Source organism: Streptomyces sp. NPDC059785 (assembly GCF_042732375.1).
Classification (GTDB): Bacteria; Actinomycetota; Actinomycetes; order Streptomycetales; family Streptomycetaceae; genus Streptomyces.
The window spans coordinates 72,562-95,083 of the sequence record NZ_JBHWHV010000001.1 but is presented as its reverse complement, the minus strand read 5'-3'; the positions used below and the strand labels follow the sequence as shown (position 1 = coordinate 95,083).

The 22,522-nt window shown below is 74.2% G+C and carries 20 protein-coding genes and 2 pseudogenes; 10 read left to right on the top strand and 12 right to left on the bottom strand.

Annotated elements, in window-relative coordinates; translation table 11 throughout:
* Window positions 1-11: 11 nt before the first annotated feature.
* Window positions 12-800: pseudogene (locus ACFV6E_RS00465) on the bottom strand (DMT family transporter); the annotation flags it as partial.
* Between the two features lie 47 nt (window positions 801-847).
* Between ACFV6E_RS00465 and ACFV6E_RS00460 the strand changes: the two are divergent.
* The 3 genes from ACFV6E_RS00460 (at window position 848) to ACFV6E_RS00450 (ending at window position 5,717) form a co-directional block, all read left to right on the top strand.
* Window positions 848-2,353, top strand: a complete 1,506-nt coding sequence (locus ACFV6E_RS00460) for a PLP-dependent aminotransferase family protein (protein WP_385458545.1) — start codon at window positions 848-850, stop codon at window positions 2,351-2,353.
* A 247-nt stretch (window positions 2,354-2,600) separates the two neighbouring features.
* Window positions 2,601-4,196, top strand: a complete 1,596-nt coding sequence (locus ACFV6E_RS00455) for an alkaline phosphatase D family protein (RefSeq protein WP_385458543.1) — start codon at window positions 2,601-2,603, stop codon at window positions 4,194-4,196.
* 174 nt (window positions 4,197-4,370) lie between these two features.
* Window positions 4,371-5,717: a GNAT family N-acetyltransferase gene (locus ACFV6E_RS00450; RefSeq protein WP_385168694.1), complete on the top strand. Its 1,347-nt coding sequence runs from the start codon at window positions 4,371-4,373 to the stop codon at window positions 5,715-5,717.
* Window positions 5,718-5,797: 80 nt separating this feature from the next.
* Here the strand turns inward: ACFV6E_RS00450 and ACFV6E_RS00445 are convergent, their stop codons facing one another.
* Window positions 5,798-7,024 carry a trans-sulfuration enzyme family protein gene (locus tag ACFV6E_RS00445; RefSeq protein ID WP_385458541.1) on the bottom strand — a complete coding sequence of 409 codons (1,227 nt, stop codon included), beginning with the start codon at window positions 7,022-7,024 and terminating at the stop codon, window positions 5,798-5,800.
* A gap of 59 nt (window positions 7,025-7,083) precedes the next feature.
* Here ACFV6E_RS00445 and ACFV6E_RS00440 point away from each other — a divergent pair, with 59 nt between their 5' ends.
* Both ACFV6E_RS00440 and ACFV6E_RS00435 read left to right on the top strand, forming a co-directional pair.
* Window positions 7,084-7,620: an Lrp/AsnC family transcriptional regulator gene (locus tag ACFV6E_RS00440; protein ID WP_385168689.1), complete on the top strand. Its 537-nt coding sequence runs from the start codon at window positions 7,084-7,086 to the stop codon at window positions 7,618-7,620.
* A gap of 31 nt (window positions 7,621-7,651) precedes the next feature.
* A complete protein-coding gene (locus ACFV6E_RS00435; protein ID WP_385458539.1) occupies window positions 7,652-9,343 on the top strand; it encodes a DUF885 domain-containing protein in 1,692 nt (563 codons plus the stop codon).
* 67 nt (window positions 9,344-9,410) lie between these two features.
* Here ACFV6E_RS00435 and ACFV6E_RS00430 read toward each other — a convergent pair whose 3' ends face one another.
* Both ACFV6E_RS00430 and ACFV6E_RS00425 read right to left on the bottom strand, forming a co-directional pair.
* A complete protein-coding gene (locus ACFV6E_RS00430) occupies window positions 9,411-9,920 on the bottom strand; it encodes an immunity 21 family protein (RefSeq protein WP_385168683.1) in 510 nt (169 codons plus the stop codon).
* 111 nt (window positions 9,921-10,031) lie between these two features.
* Entirely contained in the window at window positions 10,032-10,520 is a 489-nt protein-coding gene (locus ACFV6E_RS00425) for a rhodanese-like domain-containing protein (protein ID WP_385458739.1), read from the bottom strand.
* Between the two features lie 103 nt (window positions 10,521-10,623).
* Between ACFV6E_RS00425 and ACFV6E_RS00420 the strand changes: the two genes are divergently transcribed.
* Window positions 10,624-11,070 (top strand): Lrp/AsnC family transcriptional regulator, encoded by a 447-nt coding sequence (locus ACFV6E_RS00420; RefSeq protein WP_385458538.1) that lies wholly within the window; start codon window positions 10,624-10,626, stop codon window positions 11,068-11,070.
* 35 nt (window positions 11,071-11,105) lie between these two features.
* Here the strand turns inward: ACFV6E_RS00420 and ACFV6E_RS00415 are convergent, their stop codons facing one another.
* The 5 genes from ACFV6E_RS00415 to ACFV6E_RS00395 form a co-directional block, all read right to left on the bottom strand.
* Window positions 11,106-14,099: an AAA family ATPase gene (locus ACFV6E_RS00415; protein WP_385458536.1), complete on the bottom strand. Its 2,994-nt coding sequence runs from the start codon at window positions 14,097-14,099 to the stop codon at window positions 11,106-11,108.
* A 253-nt stretch (window positions 14,100-14,352) separates the two neighbouring features.
* On the bottom strand, window positions 14,353-15,516 hold the full coding sequence (locus ACFV6E_RS00410; RefSeq protein WP_385168671.1) for an exonuclease SbcCD subunit D: 1,164 nt from the start codon (window positions 15,514-15,516) through the stop codon (window positions 14,353-14,355).
* A gap of 125 nt (window positions 15,517-15,641) precedes the next feature.
* Window positions 15,642-16,268, bottom strand: a complete 627-nt coding sequence (locus tag ACFV6E_RS00405) for a YigZ family protein (RefSeq protein ID WP_385168668.1) — start codon at window positions 16,266-16,268, stop codon at window positions 15,642-15,644.
* Between the two features lie 63 nt (window positions 16,269-16,331).
* Entirely contained in the window at window positions 16,332-16,877 is a 546-nt protein-coding gene (locus tag ACFV6E_RS00400; protein ID WP_385168665.1) for a SixA phosphatase family protein, read from the bottom strand.
* Window positions 16,877-17,755, bottom strand: coding sequence for a hypothetical protein (locus ACFV6E_RS00395; RefSeq protein WP_385458534.1), 879 nt, complete (start codon window positions 17,753-17,755; stop codon window positions 16,877-16,879). Before ACFV6E_RS00395 ends, ACFV6E_RS00400 begins: the two co-directional genes overlap by 1 nt.
* Before the next feature lie 356 nt (window positions 17,756-18,111).
* Here ACFV6E_RS00395 and ACFV6E_RS00390 point away from each other — a divergent pair, with 356 nt between their 5' ends.
* Both ACFV6E_RS00390 and ACFV6E_RS00385 read left to right on the top strand, forming a co-directional pair.
* Window positions 18,112-18,774 carry a DUF3883 domain-containing protein gene (locus tag ACFV6E_RS00390; protein ID WP_385168660.1) on the top strand — a complete coding sequence of 221 codons (663 nt, stop codon included), beginning with the start codon at window positions 18,112-18,114 and terminating at the stop codon, window positions 18,772-18,774.
* 155 nt (window positions 18,775-18,929) lie between these two features.
* On the top strand, window positions 18,930-19,337 hold the full coding sequence (locus ACFV6E_RS00385; protein WP_385168657.1) for a CoA-binding protein: 408 nt from the start codon (window positions 18,930-18,932) through the stop codon (window positions 19,335-19,337).
* 63 nt (window positions 19,338-19,400) lie between these two features.
* On the opposite strand, the gene ACFV6E_RS00380 is transcribed toward ACFV6E_RS00385, so the two are convergent.
* The gene (locus tag ACFV6E_RS00380; RefSeq protein ID WP_385168654.1) at window positions 19,401-20,054 is read right to left on the bottom strand and encodes a TetR/AcrR family transcriptional regulator; all 654 of its coding nucleotides are present in this window, start codon (window positions 20,052-20,054) and stop codon (window positions 19,401-19,403) included.
* A 194-nt stretch (window positions 20,055-20,248) separates the two neighbouring features.
* Between ACFV6E_RS00380 and ACFV6E_RS00375 the strand changes: the two genes are divergently transcribed.
* Window positions 20,249-20,809 (top strand): NAD(P)H-dependent oxidoreductase, encoded by a 561-nt coding sequence (locus ACFV6E_RS00375; RefSeq protein WP_385168651.1) that lies wholly within the window; start codon window positions 20,249-20,251, stop codon window positions 20,807-20,809.
* Window positions 20,810-20,832: 23 nt separating this feature from the next.
* Here ACFV6E_RS00375 and ACFV6E_RS00370 read toward each other — a convergent pair whose 3' ends face one another.
* Together ACFV6E_RS00370 and ACFV6E_RS00365 are read right to left on the bottom strand one after the other, a co-directional pair.
* Window positions 20,833-21,390 (bottom strand): YbaK/EbsC family protein, encoded by a 558-nt coding sequence (locus tag ACFV6E_RS00370; RefSeq protein ID WP_385458532.1) that lies wholly within the window; start codon window positions 21,388-21,390, stop codon window positions 20,833-20,835.
* Between the two features lie 92 nt (window positions 21,391-21,482).
* A complete protein-coding gene (locus ACFV6E_RS00365; RefSeq protein WP_385458530.1) occupies window positions 21,483-22,055 on the bottom strand; it encodes a helix-turn-helix domain-containing protein in 573 nt (190 codons plus the stop codon).
* A 141-nt stretch (window positions 22,056-22,196) separates the two neighbouring features.
* Here ACFV6E_RS00365 and ACFV6E_RS00360 point away from each other — a divergent pair.
* A pseudogene (locus ACFV6E_RS00360) lies at window positions 22,197-22,514 on the top strand (hypothetical protein); the annotation flags it as partial.
* Between the last annotated feature and the right edge of the window lie 8 nt (window positions 22,515-22,522).

Here is a 22,522-nt window from a genome sequence, read left to right as displayed (position 1 = left end):
CCGTAGTCGCCCGTGCCGACGAGCGGCGCGGTGCCGGCGGCGGCGACGGGGATGAGCCCGGAGAAGAGCGTCGCGCGCTCCGCGCCGATCCGCTCCGTGCCCATGTACCAGCACACGAAGCCGACGACCGTGACGATCGCCGCCTGCCACAGCAGTGAGAGGGTCTCGGTGGTGTCCGGCGTGCGCAGCCAGCCGCCGCCGTCCGCCAGCACGCCCGCGACCGCCGACTCCGCCGCGGCGATCCCGCAGACGGTGGCGGACAGCAGCCGCGGCCCGAGCGGGCGCAACACCGGCACGGCGATCACCGCGAAGCCGACCTCCCCGGCGAGGGCGCAGCCGGAGAACAGCAGGCCCGCGCCGTCCGTCCGCCCCCAGCCCTGGACCGTGAACGCCCCGGCCGCGACCAGCAGCGCCCCGTAGAGAACCAGGGGCTGCGGGCGGCGCCCCTCCAGCAGCGGTACGGCGACGGCGACCACGACCGGGGCGCAGCCCACGAAGACGCCCGGGACCGCCGGTTCCGCCGTGTGCTCGGCGGCGATCACGGCGAGGTTGAAGCCCACCATGCCGACCGCCGCGAGCAGCGCGAGCCGCGTCCACTGCCGGGCGGTCAGCCGCCGCAGGGGGGCCGCACCGCCCCGGCCGACCAGGGGTACGAGGAGCAGGCAGGCGAGCCCGTAGCGCAGGAACTGACCGCCCGCGTACGGGTACGCGCCGAGGACGCTGTTGGCGGTGAAGGAGCCGCCGACCAGGAGGCCGGCGACTGCGGCGAGCGCGGCCCCGCGGGCCGTGTTGACGTTCATGACGGTGAGGCTATGAACGCTCGCGGCCCGGTTTAAGGTCCATTTCCATGACGCCATCGGGGACCAATCGAGCCGACCGAGCCCCAGCCGACCGAACGCGAGCCGGTCGAAGCTCCACCGGTACCGGTCGGGAGACGTCCGGGCGGGGCGGTCCGCCGCCGCCCTGGGCCGCCGCCTGGGAGGTGCTGCTGCCGGCCGCCGCGGCGCCGGCACGCGCGCGTGGGCGTGCGTTCCAGGCGGCGCTGCGCGCGGCGGTCCGCTCCGGGCGGCTCGCGCCGGGCACCCGGCTGCCGGCCAGCCGGGAACTCGCGGCCGACCTCGGCGTCTCGCGCGGCCTGGTCACCGAGGCGTACGAGCAGCTCACGGCGGAGGGGTACCTGCGCAGCGGCCGGGGTGCGGGCACCTGGGTGAGCGGCGCGGTCCGGGCGGCGAACCCGCGCGCGCGGGACCTCGCGCCGCGCCCCGCGGGCGCCCGCGCCGACTTCGTACCGGGCACCCCGGACCTCTCGCTGTTCCCGCGGTCGGCGTGGGCGGCGGCGTACCGCGGAGTGCTGGCCGAGCTGCCGCACCAGGCCCTGGGCTACCCGGACCCGCGCGGGCTGCCCCGGCTGCGGACCGCCCTCGCGGAGCTGCTCGCCCGGCGCCGGGGCGTGGCCGCCGATCCGGAGCGTCTGATGGTGGTCTCCGGGGTGGCCCAGGCGACGACGCTGCTCGGTTCCGTGCTGCACGCGCGCGGGGTGCGCACCGTCGGCGTGGAGGACCCCGGCAGTCCCGAGCACGGCGCCCTGCACGCGGCGGCGGGTCTCGGCACGGTGCCGCTGCCGCTGGACGAGGAGGGTCTGGCCACCGGGCCGCTGCGCGCGTCGGGCGTACGAGTGGTCGTGACCACGCCCGCCCACCAGTTCCCGTCGGGCATCGCGTACTCCGCGCGGCGCCGTGCCGAACTGCTCGACTGGGCGCGCTCGGTGGACGGACTCGTGGTCGAGGACGACTACGACGGGGACTTCCGCTACGACCGGGCCCCCGTGGGCGCGCTCCAGGGCCTCGACCCCGAGCGGGTCGCGTACACCGGGTCGGTCAGCAAGTCGCTGGCCCCGGGGCTGCGGCTCGGCTGGCTCCTCGTACCGGAGTCGTTCGCCGAGGAGGTCGTCGAGCGCAAGCGGACGATGGACCTGGGGCATCCGGCGATCGACCAGGCGGCCCTGGCGCGGTTCCTGGAGCGCGGCGAGTACGACCGTCACCTGCGCCGCTGCCAGCGTGCCTACCGGGAGCGGCGGGACGCGCTGCTGTCCGCCCTGGACGAGCACTTCCCCGGGACCGAGGTGTCCGGGATCGCCGCCGGTCTGCACGCCATCGCGGAGCTGCCCGGCCACTGCGGCCCGCCGGACCGCTTCCTGGAGCGCGTCGCCGGCGCCGGCATCGCCGTACGCCCGCTGAGCGCCTACGGCACGACGGCGGACGACAGGGTCCGGCTGGTACTCGGCTACGCCCATCTGTCACCGGCCCGCATCCACGAGGGCGTGGAGCTGATGGCGGCGGCCACCAGGGCGTGAGCGCAAGCCTTGACGACGGCGGCCGCCACGGCGTGAGCACGAGCCCTGACGACGACGGCGGCCGCCACGGCGTGAGCGCGAGCGCACGAGCCGGAACCCGGACGGGGCGCCGTGTGCGCCCGGTTCTCGCACACCCGTTCCCCCGTGCCCGCGGTCAGTTGTTCACTTGTGGTTTCCGTGTGCGCTGCGGCGTACGAGTAGCAAGGACCTCGCACACTGGCCGGAATCCGTCCCTGGAGGCGCATCCATGTCACACCGTCCGCTCCCCGGCCGCCGCAGCGTGCTGCGCGGCTCGCTGGTCACGTCCGCGGCCCTGGCCCTGCCCGCCTCGCTCGGCACGCTCGGCGCGGCGCCGGCGTTCGCCCTGTCCGGGCGCCCCAAGGCCGGCTGGGGCGTCCAGACCGGAGACGTGACCGCCGACTCGGGTCTGGTGTGGGTACGTTCGGACCGGCCGGCCCGGATGATCGTGGAGACCTCGGCGACCGAGTCCTTCCGGCGTCCGACCAGGTGGCAGGGCCCGCTGCTCGGCGCGGACACGGACTTCACCGGTACGACGCGGCTGCGCGGGCTGCCCTCGGGCGAGCAGATCCACTACCGGGTGCTGCTCGCCGACCCCGACGACCCGCGGCGTACCGGCGAACCGGTGACCGGCACCTTCCGCACCACGCCCGCCAAGCGGCGCGGCGGGGTCCGCTTCGTCTGGTCGGGCGACCAGGCCGGGCAGGGCTGGGGCATCAACCCCGACCGCGGCGGCTACCGGATCTACGACGCCATGGCCGGGCTGGACCCCGACTTCTACCTGTGCAGCGGCGACAACATCTACGCCGACGGACCGATCTCGGCCACCGCGACCCTGCCGGACGGCAGCATCTGGCGGAACATCACCACCGAGGAGAAGTCCAAGGTGGCGGAGACCCTCAAGGAGTTCCGCGGCGCGTTCCGCTACAACCTGCTGGACGACAACCTGCGGCGGTTCAACGCCCAGGTGCCGTCGATCATCCAGTGGGACGACCACGAGGTGCGCAACAACTGGTACCCGGGCGAGATGATCCCGGCCTCGAACACCGACTACACGGAGAAGGACGTCGACGTGCTGGCCGCCCGCGCCCGCCGCGCGTTCAGCGAGTACTTCCCCATCTCCACGCTGAAGCCGGGCGCCCGGGAGGGCCGGGTGCACCGGGTCATGCACCAGGGGCCGCTGCTCGACGTCTTCGTCCTCGACATGCGCACGTACCGCAACGCCAACTCGGCGGACACCCAGACCACCGACCCGCAGGGCATCATGGGCGCGGAGCAGCTCGAATGGCTCAAGCGCGAGCTGTCCCGCTCGCGGGCCGTGTGGAAGGTGATCGCCGCCGACATGCCGCTCGGCCTGGTCGTGCCCGACGCCACCGAGGGCAAGGCCAACTTCGAGGCGGTGGCCCAGGGCGACCCGGGCGCGCCGCTCGGCCGCGAGCTCCAGATCGCCGAGCTGCTGCGCCACATCAAGCACCGCAGGATCACCGGCACCGTGTGGCTGACGGCCGACGTGCACCACACCTCGGCGCAGCACTACCAGCCGTCCCGGGCGGCGTTCACCGATTTCGAGCCGTTCTGGGAGTTCGTCTCCGGGCCGCTGAACGCGGGCGCGTTCCCCGCTAGCGACCTGGACGGCACGTTCGGCCCCGAGCGGGTCTTCGTGAAGGCGCCGACCGCCTCGAACGTCTCGCCCGCCGGCGGCTACCAGTTCTTCGGCGAGGTGGACATCGACGGCGACAGCGGCGAGCTGACGGTGCGGCTGCGTGAGCAGGACGGCACGGTGCTCTTCACGCAGGTGCTCCAGCCGGGACGCGTGGGACAGTAGCGCCGACAGGGGCACGGGAACTCCCGTACCCTCGAACTGGTGGGCAGCGCACCGGAGTCATCCCCCGGTGCGCTGTTCGTTGTAGCAAGTTGAACAAATAGGGCAGGCATGCACTTAACCGATCAGTCACAAGGCGTTTGTGATCACGCAACACCCTTCCTCCACAGTGGCTGCATGACTTCAGACCTGTCTGACGTGACACCCGCGAAGCACGAGCACCCCACGCACCACTGGCACCGCGACCTCGCCGAACGCGCCGCGCGGCGCACGGCCGGATTCCGCACATGGTGGGCACGCCGCCACGGTCACGCCCCGCCGCCGGACGACACGGGCGACACGGGCGACACAGTTGATACCGGGGACGCCTCCGGGGCCACCGCCCTGTGGCGCATGCGGACCACCGTGCAGGACGCCCCCGGATCGCTCGCCGCGCTGTGCGCCGCGCTGGCGGACCGGCGGGCCGACATCCTCAGCCTCCAGACGCATCCGCTGGCCGAGGGCACCGTCGACGAGTTCCTGCTGCGCGCCCCCGCGGAGGTGGAGGCCGCCGCGCTGACCCGCGCGGTGTCGCTGGCGGGCGGCGCCTCGACGTGGATCGAGCGGGCCGACACCCACGACCTGGTGGACGCGCCCACCCGGGTCCTGGGCCTGGCCACCCGTACGGCCCTCGACGCGGCCGAACTGCCGCTCGCGCTGCGGCAGTTGCTCGGCCGCTGCACCATCCGCTCGCTGCCCGCGCCCAAGTCCCCGGCCGCGCCGGGCCCGGACGGAGCCGCGTCCGCCGGCCCGGCGGACGGTGCCGCGCCCGTCGAGGGGGCGCTGGAGGACACGGTGATGCGGCTGCGCGCCCCGGAGGGCGGCACGATCACGGTGGAGCGGCCGTACCTGCCGTTCACGCCGACGGAGTTCGCGCGGGCGCGGGCCCTGGTCGAGCTGGACGCCCGGCTCGGCCCGCGGGTGCCGCGCGGCCAGGACGTACTGACGCTGCCGGAGGGCAACGCCATCACCGTCCGCCGCGCCGACACCTCCGACGTCGAGGCGGCGAAGGCGATGCACGAGCGGTGCTCGCCGCAGACCCTGCGCAGGCGGTACCACGGCCCCGTGCGCGACGCCGACCGCTACCTCAACCACCTCCTCAGCCCCCGCTACGGGCGCACGCTCGCCGTGCAGACCGCCTCCGGCCGCGTCGTCGGACTCGGCCATCTCCTGTGGGACGGTGACGAGACGGAGGTCGCGCTGCTGGTCGAGGACGACTGGCAGCGGCGCGGCATCGGCGGCGAACTGCTCGCCCGGCTGGTGGCGATGGCGGCCGAGGCGGGCTGCGAGAGCGTGTACGCGGTGACCCAGGCGTCCAACACCGGCATGGTCGCCGCGATGCGCGGTCTCGGTCTCCCCCTCGACTACCAGGTCGAGGAGGGCACCCTCGTCGTCACCGCCCGCCTGGACGCGGCGGCGACCGCCTCCGCCGCACCGCACGAGCGTCCGGAGGACCGGCCGGGCGAGCGGCTCACCCACGACTGACCCACCGGGGCAATCGGCTCACCCCCGCCCGGCCCGCCGGGCGAGCCGATCACCCGCGACCCACCCACCGGGCGAGCCGCTCACCCCCGCCCGGCCCGCCGGGCCGGCGCCGCGCCGGCCCGACCCGCTCCGCTGCCGCCGCCCCCGCTGCCCAGCGCCCCGTCCAGGTCGTGCCACAGGTCCTCCACGTCCTCCAGGCCCACCGAGAGGCGGAGCAGCCGGTCGCCGACGCCCGCGCCGCGGCGGTCCGCCGGGTCGACGATGCGGTGGCTGATGGACGCCGGGTGCTGGATCAGGGTGTCGACGCTGCCGAGGCTGACGGCCGGGGTGATCAGCCGGACGGCGGCGATGACCTCGTGCGGATCGCCGTGCACCTCCAGGGCGATCATCGCGCCGCCGATGCGCGGGTAGTGGACCTTGGCCACCCGCGGGTCGGCGGCGAGCCGCCGGGCGAGTTCGGCGGCGGTAGCGGAGGCCGCCCGGACCCGTACGGGCAGGGTCGACAGGCCGCGCAGCAGCAGATAGCCGGCGAGCGGATGGAGCACGCCGCCGGTGGCGAACCGCACCTGGCGCAGCCGCCGCGCGAACTCCTCGTCGCAGGCGACCACCCCGGCCATCACGTCGCCGTGCCCGCCCAGGTACTTGGTGGCGCTGTGCAGCACGAGCCGGGCGCCCTGTTCGGCCGGGCGCTGGAGGACCGGGGTGGCGAAGGTGTTGTCGGCGAGCAGCGGCACCGAACCGGCCGCGTGGGCGACCGCCCGCAGATCGATCTCGGCGAGCGTCGGATTGGCCGGTGACTCGACCAGGACCAGGCCGGTGCCGGGGCGCAGCGCGTCCGTGACGCCCGCCGGGTCGACCCAGGTCACCTCGGACCCCAGCAGCCCCGCGGTGAGCAGGTGGTCGCTGCACCCGTACAGCGGCCGTACGGCGACGACGTGGCGCAGCCCGGCGCCGTTGCGGACCAGCAGGACGGCGCTCAGCGCGGCCATGCCGCTGGCGAAGGCGACCGCGCTCTCGGTGCCTTCGAGCCGGGCGAGGGCGGTCTCGAAGCGGGCCACCGTGGGGTTGCCGAGTCTGCCGTACACCGGTGGTCCCTCCGGTGCGGCGCCGTCGGCGGCGAACGCGTCGATACGGGCGGCCTCCCCGCGGCTGTCGTAGGAGGGGTAGGTGGTGGACAGGTCGATCGGCGGGGCGTGCAGTCCGAGGCGGGCGAGGTCGTCCCGCCCGGCGTGCACGGCCTCGGTGTCGGGCGCGCGCCGGGTGCGGGCGGCGAGGGTACGGGCGGCGTTCGCGGTTCCGTGATCCATGGGCCCAGCCTGAACACCCGCCGGGGTCCGCGGATCAACTCCCGTGTTACGTTCGGCCGGTGAGCGAAGCCGTCGTACTGGATCCGGTGGATCTTCATCTGCTGCGGCTGTTGCAGAACGACGCACGGACGACATACCGCGAGCTCGCCGCGCAGGCCGGGGTCGCGCCGTCCACGTGTCTCGACCGGGTGAACAGGCTGCGCCGCGCGGGGGTGATCCTCGGCCATCAGCTGCGCCTTGACCCGGCGAAGCTGGGGCGCGGTCTCGAGGCGCTGCTGTCGGTGCAGGTGCGCCCGCACCGGCGGGATCTGGTCGGACCGTTCGTGGAGCGGATCCGCGCGCTGCCCGAGTCGCGCACCGTCTTCCACCTCACCGGACCCGACGACTACCTGGTGCACGTGGCCGTCGCGGACATGGCGGACCTCCAGCGGCTGGTCCTGGACGAGTTCACGGCGCGGCCCGAGGTGGCACGGGTCGAGACGCGGCTGATTTTCCAGCAGTGGGAGTGCGGCCCGCTGCTCCCGCCACGGCGGGATCCGGCCAACACGGCCGCCCACCCCGTACAAGAAGGCACGCCCTCAGCGGAATGGGGCTGACGGGAACCGCCTCCTCGTAGAGGATGTCCGCATGTCAGACACCAGAAGCCCGCTGCCCCGCGAGCTCGCCGACGCCTATGTCGGAGAGCTCATCGCCCTCGACCCGGTCACCGGCACCTACCTCGGCGACAAGGCGAGTTCGACCAAGCTGCCGGACACGACGCCCGCCGGGCAGGCGGCCGTGGCGGAGCTGGCCCGGCGGACGCTCGCCCGGCTCGACGCGGCGGAGCGGCTGCCGGGCGCGGACAGCGACATCGAGCGCCGCTGCGCCCGCCTGCTGCGCGAGCGGCTCACCGCGGAGCTGGCCGTGCACGACGCCGACGAGGGCCTGCGGCTGGTGAGCAATCTGCACTCACCCGTGCACTCGATCCGTGAAGCCTTCATGCTCATGCCGACGGCCGAAACCGAGGACTGGGCCGCGATCGCCGAGCGGCTGCGCGCGGTGCCGGCCGCGCTGGACGGTTACCGCATCTCCCTCGCCACGGGCCTGGAGCGCAAGCTGTACGCGGGCCCGCGGCCCACGGCGACGTTCATCGGCCAGCTCGCCGAGTGGGCCGATCCGGACGGCCGGGGCCATGGCTGGTTCGAGGACTTCGTGGCGGCGGGCCCGGACGCGCTGCGCGCCGAGCTGGACGAGGCCGCGCGCGGCGCGACGGCGGCCCTGCTCGCCCTGCGGGACTGGATGCGCGACGTGTACGCGCCCGCCGTCGAGGACGCGCCGGACACGGTGGGCCGGGAGCGGTACGCGCGCTGGTCGCGGTACTACAACGGCACGGACCTCGACCTGGACGAGGCGTACGCGTACGGCTGGTCCGAGTACCACCGGCTGCTCGGCGAGATGCGGCAGGAGGCCGAGAAGATCCTGCCGGGCGCCGCGACGCCGTGGGCGGCACTGGCCCACCTGGACGAGCACGGCGCGCACATCGAGGGCGTCGACGCGGTCCGCGAGTGGCTCCAGTCCCTGATGGACGAGGCGATCGCGGCGCTCGACGGCACCCACTTCGAACTGGCCGAGCGGGTGCGGAAGGTGGAGTCCCGCATCGCGCCGCCCGGCAGCGCGGCGGCGCCGTACTACACGGCGCCGTCCGAGGACTTCTCCCGCCCCGGCCGGACCTGGCTGCCGACCATGGGCCAGACCCGTTTCCCGGTCTACGACCTGGTGTCGACCTGGTACCACGAGGGCGTGCCCGGGCACCATCTCCAGCTCGCCCAGTGGGCGCACGTCGCCGACAGCCTCTCGCGCTACCAGGCCACCGTCGGCATGGTCAGCGCCAACGCCGAGGGCTGGGCGCTGTACGCGGAGCGGCTGATGGACGAGCTGGGCTTCCTCACGGACGCGGAGCGCCGGCTCGGCTACCTGGACGCGCAGATGATGCGCGCGGCCCGGGTGATCGTCGACATCGGCATGCACCTGGAGCTGGAGATCCCGGCGGACTCGCCGTTCCACCCGGGCGAGCGCTGGACGCCGGAGCTGGCCCAGGAGTTCTTCGGCGCGCACAGCAGCCGCCCGGCCGACTTCGTGGAGAGCGAGCTGACCCGTTACCTGTCGATGCCGGGGCAGGCGATCGGCTACAAGCTCGGCGAGCGGGCGTGGCTGCTGGGCCGCGAGAACGCGCGGAAGCGGCACGGCGACGCGTTCGACGCGAAGGCCTGGCACATGGCGGCCCTGTCCCAGGGTTCGCTGGGCCTGGACGCCCTGGTGGAGGAGCTGTCCCGGCTGTGACGGCCGGGCGGGGACGCCCGAGGGGTCACCGGACGTCCGGTGGCCCCTCGGGGAGTCGCCAGTACACCTAGAGCCTGCGGAGCTGTACGAGGCCGACCCACGTCTCGGGTCCCGGCTCCACGTAGGCCGCCCGTACCGCGTACCGTCCCGGCTCCAGCTCGACCGTGAGGTGGTCGGTGCGCTGGGAGGTCCGCCCCGGCCACGCCGCGTCGAACAGCACCACCGGGCCAGGGACGTCCCACCGCACCTCGGCGCCCCACGCGGCGCTCTCCAGCGCGGCCGGGACACCGGCGAGCAGTTCGCCCTCGGAGTCGGCGGCACACCACCGTACGAAGGTGCCGTGCTCGGGCAGATACGTGGTCGAGGCGGGTTCGTCCCCGAGGACCAGGGCCCTGGTGTCCCCGACCGGGACGAGGCCGATGAAGCCGTCGACGTCGCACGCCCTGTCGTAGTCCGACGACATGTCGTCGCCGTCGGCGCCCGCCCAGAACGGCAGCACCACCTCGGGGACGACTATGAGCGGTCCGCCGCCCGACTCGACCCATTCCACCACTCCGGGATCCGCGTATCGCGCCATGCGCAGAAGCTACAGGCAGGCATGCGGCCGCCGCCCGCCCACCCCCGGTCCGCCCGAATTCAACTGTTCCGCCCCGTACGAACCGCTGGGCGCACGGGAGTTGAGGCGGTGTCAGCAGCCGCAGTCCGCCGAGTTCACCGGCGCGGTCAGCGGATCGGCGGCGCGTTCCGCACGGCCCTCCCAGGTCTCGTAGCCGAAGCCCTCGCGCACCCAGTACTCGAAGCCGCCGAGCATCTCCTTGACCCGGAAGCCCAGCCGGGCCAGGGCGAGCGCCGCCCGGGCGGCCCCGTCGCAGCCCGGACCCCAGCAGTACGTGACGACCGGGACGGCCTTGTCGAGGAGCCGTTCCGCCTGCTCCGGGACGAGGGCGGTGGGCAGGTGGACGGCGCCGGGCACGTGCCCCTGGTCCCACGATTCGGTGGAGCGGGAGTCGAGCAGGACGAATCCCGGGTCGCCGCCGGAGGCGAGCGCGGCGGCGACGTCGGACACGTCGGCGTGGAAGGCGAGGCTCGCCTCGAAGTGCGCGACGGCCGCCGCCGGAGCCGCGGGGGCCACCCTCAGGACGGGATTCACGCTGGTCAGGGTGTCGGCTGTGGTCATTGGGGTCATGACCGGAAATCTACGGTCGGCGCGCCCGCCGCTGAAGGGGCGATCCACGGCTCGGGAGTTGATCCGCCGGGGATTCCCCTGCTAATCAGAGGGCATGACCGCGTATTCCCCGGACGCCACCGACTGGCGCATTCTCGACGTCCTGCAACGGGAGGGCCGGGCCAGTTTCGCCGAGCTGGCCCGCGCCGTCTCCATGTCCGCCAGCGCGGTCACCGAACGGGTGCAGCGCCTGGAGGAGGCGGGCGTCATCCAGGGGTACGCGGCCGTCGTCGACCCCGAACGGCTCGGCCTGCCGATCCTCGCCTTCGTCCGGCTGCGCTACCCCAACGGCCACTACAAGCCGTTCCACGGCCTGGTCGCGGCGACGCCCGAGATCCTGGAGGCGCACCACGTGACGGGCGACGACTGCTTCGTCATCAAGGTCGCGGCGCGCTCCATGCGCCACCTCGAAGAGGTGTCGGGCCGGATCGGCGCCCTCGGCTCGGTGACGACCAGCGTCGTCTACTCCTCACCGCTGCCCCGGCGCCCGCTGGGCCGCTGAGGACGGACGGCACGGCACCCCTCCTCAGCGCGCCCTCAGCCCGCCCCGCGTTGCCGTACCACCGACCCCGTTCTGCCCTTGACCACTTCCAGCTGGGCGTGGATCCGCCGCCGCAGGTCCGCGACATGGCTGACGATGCCCACGCTGCGGTCACGTTCGCGCAGCGAGTCGAGGACGTCGAGGACCTCGTCGAGGGTCTGGTCGTCCAGGCTGCCGAAGCCCTCGTCGATGAAGAGCGTGTCGAGCCGCACCCCGCCCGCCTCGTCCGTCACGACGTCCGCGAGACCGAGGGCGAGCGCCAGCGAGGCGAAGAACGTCTCGCCGCCGGACAGCGTGGCCGTGTCCCGCTCGCGCCCTGTCCAGGCGTCCACCACGTGCAGCCCGAGCCCGGAGCGGCCGCGGCCCGAGCGGTCGTCGGAGTGCACCAGCGTGTACCGCCCCGAGGACATCCGCCGCAGCCGCACGGTCGCCGCGGCGGCGACCTGTTCGAGGCGGGCGGCGAGCACGTACGACTCCAGGCGCATCCGGCGCTCGTTGTCCGCGGAGGTGCCCGCCGCGAGCCCCGCCAGCCTGGCCACCCGGTCGTACTCCGCGCGCAGCGGGCCGAGACGGCGGGTGCCCTCGGCGGCGTGCGCGGAAAGCCGGTCCAGCTCCGCGCAGCGCCGGGCGGCGGCGTCCCGGGCGGAGACCGCGTCCTGGAGGCGCCGGGCCGCGGCCTCGGCGGCCTGCTCGGCGGCGTGCGGGTCGGCGGGCGGCCGCTGGGCGGCGGCGGCCGTGCCGGCCTCGGCGAGCACCGCCCGTACGGCCGCCTCGTCCGACTGCCAGGCGTCGAGCCGCCGCTGGAGGTCGCGGTGGGCGTCGTCGTCGAGCAGCGCCGCGGCGGCGGCCTTCGGGGTGTCGAACCCGGCGCGGAACGCGGCGTCGGCGAGCCGCGCGTCGGCCGCCTTGAGCCGCTGGGCCGCCTCCTCGGCGGCGCGTGCGGTGTCCGCCGCGTCGGTCAGCCGGGCGGCCAGCCGCTCCACCTGCGCGCAGCGCGCGGCCACGCTGTCGGCGTCGCCCCTGGCCGCCGTCAACTCCGCTTCCAGGGCGTCGCGTTCGCGGTCCAGGGTGTCGCGGCGGGCGGCCCGGGACGCGGCTCTCAGCTGCGCGGCCTGCCGGTCGGCGGTCCGCCGCTCGTACTCGCTCTCGGCCCGGGTGAGCGCCTCGCGCGCGGGGTGCAGTCCGGAGGCGGCGGCGCGTGCCTCGGCGTGCAGCCGCTCCAGCTCGCCGGTCTCCTCGGCCAGGCGCTCGGTCGGGGTGTCGCCCGCCTCGGCGGTGGCGGCGGCCAGCGCCTCACGGACGACGCCGAGGCGCCGCTCGTCCTCGGCGCGCCGCTCGTCGGCGCGCTGGAACTCGGCGAGCGCCGCCTCCTCGGCCCGCCGGTCGACGTGTCCGGCGATCCTCTCGGCGGGCGCGGGGTGTTCGGTGGCGCCGCAGACGGCGCACGGCTCTCCGTCGGCGAGCTGCGCGGCCAGTTCGGCGGCGATGCCGCTCAGGCGCTGTTCCTTCAGGTCGAGCCAGTGCGCTCGGGCGTCCGCGGCCTGCTCGCGCGAGCGCACCAGTGCGGCCTGGGCCGCGTCGGTGTCGCGGGCGAACTGGTCGCGCTGCCGGGCGGCGGCCAGCCGTCCCCGGGCGGGCTCGCGCCGCACGGCGAGCTGCTCGGCCCGGGTGGCGGCCTCCTGCGCCGTCTCGATCGCCGCCCGCAGTCCCGTACGGGTGTCCGCCCAGCCGGACAGCCAGCTCTCGGCCTCCAGGAGCACGTCGTCGTCGGCGCGCTCCTGCCGGTCGAGACCGGCCCGTTCGCCGGCCAGCCCGGCCAGCCGCTGTTCGGCGCGGCGCGCCGACTCCAGGCCGCCCAGCTCCTCGGCCGCCCGGCGCGCCGCGGCGGCCAGTCCGGACGCGCCCGCCTCGGTGAACGTGCCGGGGAGCAGGGCACGCGCGCGTGCGCCGGCCTCGGCCGCGCGCCGGTGCTCGGTCCCGGCGGCCTCGCGCAGTTCCAGCGCGGGGGCCACCGCCTCGGCCTTGCGCGAGCGCTCCATGCGCGCCCTGGCCTGTTCGTAGGCGTCGGTCCGCTCGGCCATCCGGGCCGCCCGCTCCCGCGCCTCGGCGAACCGGCGCTGCAACCGGGCCAGTTCGCGTTCCTCGTCGAGCCGGCGCTCGGCCTCCGCCCCGGCGGATTCGGCGGCCTTGCACGCCGAGCGGGCGACGGCGAGCCGTTCGCGGGCCGTGCTGCGGGCGACGGCGGCCCAGCTCAGCACGGACTCCGCGAGCCCTGCCTCGCCCGGTGCGAGATCCGGCAGCGGCTCCGCGTCGCCCGCCGCCTGGTGCATGCGGTGGGCGTCGGCGAGCAGCTCCGTGTCCGCCTGGCGGACCTGTGCCTCGGCGGCCCGCCGCCGCTCGGCGAGGCGTTTTTCCACCTCGGCGAAGCGCTGTGTGTCGAAGAGGCGGCCCAGCAGTCTGCCCCTGGCCTCGGCGTCGGCCCGCAGGAAGCGCGCGAAGTCGCCCTGGGGCAACAGGACGACCTGGCAGAACTGCTCCCGGCTCATCCCTAGGAGCTGGGTGATCTCCTCGCCGATCTCCTGGTGCGAGCGGCTGAGGTCCTTCCAGGCGCCCGCCGCCGGGTCGTACTCGCGCAACCAGCTCTGCGCCTTGTCGGTGGTCGTGCCCGTGCCGCGCTTCTTGGGGCGCTCCCAGGGCGGCTGCCGGGTGATCTCCAGACGGCGCCCGGCGACGGTGAGGTCGAGCCGGATCTCCGTACGCGTGCCGGGGGCGGCGTGGTCGCTGCGCAGGGTGAGGCCCTGGCCGCTCTGCCGGGCGCCGGGCACGCTGCCGTACAGCGCGTAGCAGACCGCGTCCAGGACGGAGGTCTTGCCCGCGCCGGTCGGCCCGTGCAGCAGGAAGAGGCCGGCGGCGGACAGGTCGTCGAAGTCGATCCGCTGGGCGCCGCCGAAGGGTCCGAAGGCGGTGATGTCGAGCCGGTGCAGCCTCATCGGGCCCTCCTGAGGTCCGGACGGTGCGGTGCGGCGGCGCCCCGCGGGGGCGCGGGGAGGTGCGCGACCGGCCACGACGGGCCCGTGGCCGACGAACCCGCGGACGACCGACCTGTGGACGACCGACCTGTGGACGACCGACCTGTGGACGACGGGCCTGTGGACGACGGGCCTGTGGACGACGGGCCTGTGGACGACGGGGCTGGGGACGAGAGGCGGAGCACCGGACGTGCGGCGGAGCGCTCGGGCAGGGTCACCGTGCGACCTCCCGTACCGTCGCGTCGGCGCGGACCGCGTCGAAGGCGTCCCGCAGGACCTCCCGCTCCGCCCCGTCGGGGCCCGCGCCGCGCACATGGGCCACGAAGTCCTCCGCGATCTCCTGGTCGCCGCGGCCCGCGAGCCGCCGCGCGTAGGAGACGTCCGGCTGCTCGGGGCCCCGCTCCGGGTCGAAGACCAGACTGAGCGTGTGCGGGAAGCGCTCGGCCAGCCGCGCCATGGGGTCGGCCGGGCGCACCGGGTCGGTGAGCGTGGCCTCGACCCAGGCGTCCTCGTGCCGGTCGAGCGCCGCGTCGGACAGCAGGTCCTCCAGGCGGCCCCGGATCCGGGCGAGCGGGCGCGGCACCGGGCAGTCGATCCGCTCGGCGTCCAGCTCCCCGCCGGGGCCCAGCTCCACCAGCCACATGCTCTTGCGGTGGTCGGTCTCCGAGAACGAGTACGCCAGCGGGGAGCCCGAGTAGCGCACGCGGTCGGTGATGGTCTGGCTGCCGTGCAGATGCCCCAGGGCCGCGTAGTCCACGCCGTCGAAGACGCCCGCGGGCACGGCGGCGACCCCGCCGACGGTGATGTCCCGCTCGCTGTCGCTGGCCTCGCCGCCGGTGACGAAGGCGTGGGCGAGGACGACGGAGCGGGTGCCCCGCGCGCGCGTGGCGAGATCGGCGCGGACCCGGTCCATGGCGGCGGCGAGCACCGCCTCGTGCCCGGCCCGCTCCACCCCGAACTCGTCCTTGACCAGGGCCGGTTCGAGATACGGCAGACCGTAGAAGGCGACGTCCCCGTGGGCGTCGGCAAGGACCACGGGCGTCCCGCACGCGGCGGCCTCGGTCCGCAAATGAATGCCCGCGCGGCCGATGAGTCCGGCGCCGACGCCGAGGCGGCGCGCCGAGTCGTGGTTCCCGGAGATCATCACGGTCGGCACACCGAGGTCCGCGAGCCGGTGCAGGGCGTCGTCGAAGAGCTCGACGGCGGCCAGCGGCGGCACCGCCCTGTCGTACACGTCACCCGACACGACCACCGCGTCGACGCCGCGCTCGCGCACGGTCGTGACGAGACGGCCGATGAACTCGGCCTGGGCACCGAGCATGTTCACCCGGTGGAACGCCCGGCCGAGATGCCAGTCGGAAGTGTGCAGCAGCCTCATGATCCCCGAGACTAACGGCAGGGTCCGACAGCACGGGCGGCTACTCCCGTATCGGCCCGTTATCACCACATGGGTCCACTTAGGTCGTTACGCGGACTCCGACACCTATCTGCACATTTGGGCAATTACGCATCCCCGTACACCTCTCCGCCCGTTTCGAACCTCGCCGTCCCCGCGGTCGCGTCGGCCAGCCACCGTTCGAAGGCGGCCACGTCGGCGTCGGGCAGCGCGATCTCGATGGCGACGGCCTCCCCGTACTCCACCGACCGCACCTCGCGTCCGGTGCTCCGCAGATCGTTCTGCACCTTGCCCGCGCGCTGGTGGTCGACGGTCACGGTGGCCAGCCGGAAACGTTTACGGACGAGCGTGCCGACCGAGTCCAGCGCCTCGCCCACCGCTCCCCCGTAGGCCCGGATGAGCCCGCCCGCGCCCAGTTTGACCCCGCCGTAGTAGCGGGTGACGACGGCGACGACGTAGCGCATGTCGCGGCGCAGCAGCATCTGGAGCATGGGGACGCCGGCCGTGCCGCCCGGTTCGCCGTCGTCGCTCGCCTTCTGCACGGCGGCGTCGGCGCCGATCACGTAGGCGTAGCAGTTGTGGGTGGCGTCCGCGTGCTCCTTGCGCACGGCGGCGACGAAGTCCTGGGCCTCCTGCTCGGTGGCCGCGGGCGCGAGCGCGCACAGAAAGCGCGAGCGGTTGATCTCGGTCTCGTGCACGCCGGCGCGGGCCACTGTGCGGTACTCGTCCTGCATCCGGCCAGCGTATGCGGTGTCCCGCGCCAAACGCCCCGCGCCTGCCCTCCCCGGCCTCTCCCCTCAGTGCTCCTTCTTCCCCCTGGGCACGATCAGGTCCGTCAACAGCGCGGCGCCGGGGCCGAGTTCCTGCCAGCTGCCGCCGTGCCAGGCCAGGACGGCGACGGCCGAGGTGGGAAACTTCGTCCGCACCTCGTCCAGCGCGTTGTCCAGTCCGTCGCCCGCCAGCGCGAGCACCAGCTCTGCGAGCCCCGGGTTGTGCCCGATCAGCAGCAGCGTGCGGACGGCGGACGGCACCTCCCTGACGGCGTCGAGCAGCGCCGGGGCGTCGGCCCCGTACAGCCGGGGGTCGAGGCGTACGGGTGGCGGGGTGCCCCACTGTTCGGCCGCCAGCTCCCAGGTCTGCCGTGCGCGGACGGCGCTGGAGCAGAGCGCGAGGTCGGGCAGGCAGTCGGCGTCGGCGAGGGCGCGTCCCGCGGCCGGCGCGTCGCGGCGCCCGCGGTCCGCGAGCGGCCGCTCGTGGTCGTCGGTGCCCGGGGGCCGGGCGGACTTGGCGTGCCGCAGCACGACGAGCCTGCGCAGCGGCCCGGTGCCCTTGTGCGCGACCATCACACGGTCCCGATGTCACGGGTGAGTTCGAGCCCGAGCAGCCGGTCCGCGTAGGCGTACGTCTCGAAGCGCGCGCCGTCCGGCAGGCCGGGGTCGCTCTCCACGCGGTGCAGCACGCCGAGCACGGCGGGCACGTCGAGGTCGTCCTCCCAGGCGCTCCTGAGCTGCCGCCGCACCTCCTCGGGGACCGGTTTGGAGGGACTGGTCGCCCAGACCGCCACGGCCTTGCGCCACCGGCCGAGCAGTTCCCGCGCGGAGGCGAGCGCGGCGTCGTCGAGCTCGACGGCCTGCGACCGCGGCCGGACGAGAAGCGCCAGCCGCCACACGGCGCCGCCGCCAACACTGCCACCACCGCCGCTCACATCGCCGCCGACGTCGCTCACATCTCTGCCGCCGCTCACATCGCCGCCGTCACCCGTGTCGCCGTCGGCGCGATCGACATCCCCCGGCACGCGCCCGGCGCCGCCCGCGCGGACCGGAGCGACGTCGACGCGGACGTCTCGCCCCGGCCCCTCCCCCGATCCCTCCGCCCTGCCCTGCGGGCCGCCGCCCTCCGCCGCGTCGCGGGGCTGCCCGGCGGAGGCGGACCGCCCCCGTACATGCACAGAGCGCCCGCCCGGCACCGCGGACGGCTCGCCCGGCCGGATGCCGAGGGCGAGGGCCCGGCTCCGCAACGGCCCGGGCGGATCGGCGACGGTCACGACGGGCGTCCCGCCCATCTCCAGGGCCCGCGCGAGCACGTCGGCCACCAGCAGTACCCGCAGGTCCGACGGGACGTCCGCACCCTCCCCCAACACATCCGCCACAACACGCGTCAGCCCTCGCGGAACGGCGGCGTCGATGGTCCGGCCGGTTCGGTCGTCGGTGATACGCAGCACGGTGGGAGCGTATGCGGGCACCGGTCCGCGCGCAGGGTGGTGGGCGCCATTCAGGACATGCTCGGGTCGTCCCCCTTCCCCGGAGCCGACGCGCCACAGGCCATCACGGCTTCTGCGAGAACGAATCGTCACCCGGGACAACCTCATACACGCGTTCGAACCTGCCATGATCCATACAGCTCGAGGACCTGCGAGACGGGGGATGACCATGACCTTGAACACTTGGTGGAAAGACGATCCGAACGAACGGTACTGGCGTACTCCCACGTACAAGACCGGGCTTTCGAATCGACGATCACCTGGCAGAGCCGGGGCACCTACGGCCGCCAGCGCGCCGCTTCGGGACCGGAACCCGCATGGGAGGCACCCCTCAGCGGGTACCAGCGGTTGCGGCGTCCGGTACGCCGCCCTACTTCCCCTTCGTCTTCTCGGACCACCGGCCCCTGCGTGCAGCGCAGGGGTACCTGACCAAACTCCCGCGCGCCCTGGTGGAGGAGCTTCCCGAATGGGCGGAGCTGCGCCAGACCGCGGTCTCGGAGCCCCACGAACCGGAGCCGGAGGCACCCGGCCTGCCGCCCTCGTCACCGCACAGCCCGACGAGGCCCGCCGGCTACGGCAGGCAGCGTGACGCCAAGCGGCGACGGGCCGTCGAGCGGTACGCCATGGACCTCGTACTCAGCCATTACCGCTCGCTGGGCTATGGCGTCGAGGACGTGGGCGATCACTCCCCGTGGGACATCACTGCCCGCAAGAATGGAACGGAGCTCCACTTAGAAGTGAAGGGCAGCACCATCACGCGCGAGGCGATCGACCTGACCGAGGGAGAGGTACGCCACGCCGAAGGCGTCCCGACCTGCCTCATAGTGATAGATCAGACAGAGCTCGACGACGATCTGCGTTGTCGTGGCGGCCGTTGGCGGACATGGACCGACTGGACGCCAGGGCGGGAAGAGCTGGTCGCCACCGCCTATCGCTACCCGCTTCCGCACGGCGGCCACGACGGCCGACCGCCGGCCTAGTCGGGCATCTGGGGTCTGCGGTTCCCGTCTCGCCCGTCACACCTTGCCCGAGTACCGGTTCACGCTGCTGCCGTACAGGGCCCGCCCGGCGGGAATCACGCCCGCCCCCTCGCACGTTCTGGCCAACCGAGTTACCGAACCGACGGAGGCGCAGCATGTACGGCGACGAAGAGACCATCCGGCAGATCCTCAACGAGCGCGGCGACACCTGGGCCGTCGTGGGGCTGTCGTCCAATCAGCGGCGCGCGGCCTACGGGGTCGCGTCCGTGCTCCAGCGGTTCGGCAAGCGTGTCGTGCCCGTGCATCCCAAGGCGGAGACGGTGCACGGGGAGCAGGGGTACGCCTCTCTCGCCGACATCCCGTTCGAGGTGGACGTGGTGGACGTCTTCGTCAACAGCGAGCTCGCCGGCGGCGTCGCCGACGAGGCCGTGGCGATCGGCGCGAAGGCGGTGTGGTTCCAGCTGGGCGTCGTCGACGAGGCCGCTTACGAACGGACCCGGGCCGCCGGTCTCGACATGGTGATGGACCGCTGCCCGGCCATCGAGATTCCGTCGCTGGGCTGAACGGGACCCGGGGACGGCGTGCGCCGGGCGTCCGGTCCCCGGCGGTTCAGGCTCTGGTCCCGTTCAGGCTCCTGTCGTGTACCGGGCCACCAGGTCGTACCAGTTGGCTTCCAGGCGTTCCATGGGCAGGGCGCGGGCGGTGAGCAGGTGGTCGACGAGTACCGGGTCGAGGCAGGCGAGCAGGTGGTGTGCGACGAGTTCGGGGTCGCCGGCCGCCCGCACGCCGCTCAGCAGCAGGGCGACGTGGGTGAGCCGCAGCCGGTAGACGGGGGACGTGTGGCGGCGGCCGGACTCGGCGTTCGCGGCCAGGTACAGGTCGCGGTGGGCGTGTTCGTGGCGCATGACGGCCACGCCGAAGGCCCGTAGCCGGTCGGCGGCGGGAGCGTCCGGGCCCAGGGGCGGCGGGCCGGTCAGGAACGCGGCCTGGAGCTGCTGCTCGTGGTGGTCGAGCAGCGCGATGAGCAGGCCGGTCCGGTCGCCGAACCGGCGGAAGACGGTGCCCTTGCCGACCTGGGCGGCGGCGGCCACGGCCTCCATGGTCAGCTTCGCGGCGCCCCGCTCGGCCGCGAGGCAGGCCGCCACCTCGAGCAGCCGGGAGCGGTTGCGGGCGGCGTCGGCCCGGAGCTGGGGCGGTTCCCCGACCGGTGTGAGTGTCAGATCCAGCCGTCCGTCCTGGGCGCCGGGCGCCGCGGGCGAGGGCGGCGAAGGGGAGGTCATGTCCGTAGCGTAGCGCGCGCGTAAAGAAACGGACCACAGTCCGGTTGAAAGTGGACCGCGGTCCGGTCGAGTGGTACAACTGGAGCGGACCACGGTCCGCTTAACCCCGTGCCACCGCGGACCCCCTTGCGCCACCGCGAACCGCTCGTGCCGCACACTCCGCACGCACCCCCCGCTTCTTTACTGGAGTCGTCATGTCTGTACGCATCCTCGCCCTCGTCGGCAGCCTCCGCGCCGGTTCGCACAACCGCCAGCTCGCCGAGGCGGCCGTCAAGCACGCCCCCGAGGGCGCCGAGATCGAGCTGTTCGAGGGACTGGCCGACGTGCCGTTCTACAACGAGGACCTCGACGTCGAGGGCAGCGTGCCGGAGACCGCCGCCAGGCTGCGCGCCGCCGCCGGGCAGGCCGACGGCTTCCTGCTGTTCTCGCCGGAGTACAACGGCACCATGCCGGCCGTCCTGAAGAACGCGATCGACTGGCTGTCCCGCCCGTACGGCGCCGGCGCCTTCACCGGCAAGCCGGTGGCCGTGGTCGGCACCGCCTTCGGCCAGTACGGCGGCGTGTGGGCGCAGGACGACGCCCGCAAGGCGGTCGGCATCGCCGGCGGCACCGTCCTCGAAGAGGTCAAGCTGTCCATCCCGGGCTCCGTGACCCGCTTCGCCGAGACGCACCCCGCCGACGACGCGGAGGTCGTCGCCGACCTCGCCAAGGTGCTCCAGCGGCTCACCACACAGCCGGACCCGGCCGCCGCCTGATCCACCCCGTGGCGCCTGGCCGTTCAGGCCAGGCCCAGCCCCTCCAGGACCTCCGCGTTCGGCAACTCGGCGAGCGCCTTGCCGGGCACCAGTAGCTTGCCCCGCCGGCGCCCGCTGCCGAGCAGTACGTACGGCAGGTCGACGACCGCGGAGTCCACCAGCACCGGCCAGTGTCCGGGCAGGCCGATGGGCGTGATGCCGCCGTACTCCATGCCCGTCTCGCCCGTCGCCGTGTCCATCGGGGCGAACGAGGCCTTGCGGGCGCCGAGCCGGCGCCGCACCGCGCCGTTCACGTCGACGCGGGTGGCGGAGAGGACGACACAGGCGGCCAGCGTGGTCTCACCGCCGCGCTTGCCCGCGACGACCACGCAGTTCGCGGACCGGTCGAGCAGTTCCCTGCCGTAGTGCTCCAGGAAGACGGCGGTGTCCGCCCACTCGGGCTCCGTGTCCACATGGAGGATCCGGTCGGCCGGCACACCGCCGCTCCAGCCTCGTACAGCCTCGGCGACCGGGGCCACGAGCTCGTCCAGGCAGTCGGGGGCGGGGGTGACCGTGTCGAAGTCTCCGATGGGTGCGCGCATGACGGCACGCTAACAGCCGTGCGACGAGGGGCGATTCGGCGCATGACGACGGCCGGATCGCCCCTTCGGTACGAGTAGCGGAGCCCGGCTCCTCAGCGCACCGGCGGCACCGACACCGCCATGACCATATCGAGCGGTTCGCCGCCGTCGTTCCCGTACGTGTGCGGGACGCCCGCCTCGAAGGTGACGCTCGCGCCCGTGGGGACGCGGTGCCGGGCACCGTCGACCGTGAGCGTCAGCTCGCCGGCCGTGACGTGGATGAGCTCCACGGTGCCGGCGGGGTGCGGGTCCGAGGAGCTGCCCTCGCCGGGCATCAGCCGCCAGTCCCACATCTCCAGCGGGCCGGGCGCCTCGGCGCCGGCCAGCAGCCGGTTGTAGCTGCCCGCGTCGGTGTGCCAGAGCCGGACGGCCTGGTCGGCTGGGACGATCCGGACCTCGGGGCCCTGCTCGTAGTCGAGCAGCGTGGTGATGCTGGCGCCGAGCGCGTCGCCGATCTTGACGACCGTGCCGATGCTGGGGTTGGTCCTGGCCTGCTCGATCTGGATGAGCATGCCGCGGCTGACCCCGGCGCGGGCGGCGAGCGTCTCCAGGGTGAAGCCCCGCTCGGCGCGCCAGCGCTTGACGTTGCGGGCCAGGGACTGGGTCAGCAGATCGAGGTCCGACACGTTCCGTCCATCGTCTTGGCGGCCATCGCCTCAGCGTTCGCCGTTCTCGGCTAGTGCGTTATTTTGCATGACAGTGTTCAGTGTACTGAACTACGGTGTGGTGCACCGGATCGTTCACCGCACTGTACTGCGAGGCCGCCCATGACAGCACTCTTCGCCCTGGCCACCAGCCTCCTGTGGGGCCTGGCCGACTTCGGCGGCGGGCTGCTGACCCGGCGCATCCCGGCGCTCACCGTGGTCGTCGTCTCGCAGACGATCGCGGCGGCCGTCCTCGGCGTGATCGTCCTGGCGACCGGGGACCTCGGCGAGGCGGGGCCGCGGCTGTGGTTCGCCGTCGCCGCGGTCCTCGCCTCGCTCTACCCCGTCGTCACGGCCCCGGCCGCGCGCGGATTCCTCAGCGAGCGGCTGCGCGGCGTCCAGGCGGCGGGCGCGGGTCTCGCCCTGGTGGGCACCGTCCTGCTGGCGAC